We start from the raw sequence: 559 nt of genomic DNA on the forward strand, positions 1-559 counted from the left end.
ACGATATTCTGGTGACCGGGGCGGGAGCCGTCGGCAGCCATGCGGTCGAGTTTCTCGCGCGCCGCCCAGAGGTCAAGCGGATCGCCGTCATCGACGTGAGAAAGGCGACGGCTGAGGGACTGGCCTGGCGGGCACGGATCGGCGCCCTGCAGGAAGACAAGGACGTCGTCGTGACGGGCTTTGCCGTGGATCTGCTCGACCGGGCGGCGCTGGAAGAGACGCTGGCCGCCATCAGGCCACGCGTGGTCTTTCACGCCGCGACGTTGCTGACGGTGCCGGAGATGCACCGCGGCCTCAAGCCCGAAGTATTCGAGCGCGTGCGGCGCGACGGCATGGGCGGCTTCCTCGCCGCTCATATCTGCCTGGCGGCGGCCGTCCAGGCCGGCCTGGCGGCCGCCGGCAGTGCGGCGCCGCTAATCGTTGCGTCATTCCCCGACTTCACCATACCCGTCCTGGCACGGATGGGCCGGACCCCGATCACCGGGATCGGCAATGTCGACAACATGGCCTCGGAACTTCAGTCTATCGCCGCCGAAAGGCTGGGTGTCTGGGCGCGGGA

General features: G+C 68.5%; 1 protein-coding gene. It reads left to right on the forward strand.

Going from position 1 to position 559, the window contains the following annotated elements; genetic code table 11:
• Positions 1-11 precede the first annotated feature (11 nt).
• A partial coding sequence (locus EN935_RS39520; protein WP_245489192.1) for an NAD-dependent epimerase/dehydratase family protein occupies positions 12-559 on the forward strand: 548 nt, incomplete at its 3' end.

The organism is Mesorhizobium sp. M7D.F.Ca.US.004.03.1.1, from assembly GCF_003998635.1.
Lineage (GTDB): Bacteria > Pseudomonadota > Alphaproteobacteria > Rhizobiales > Rhizobiaceae > Mesorhizobium > Mesorhizobium loti.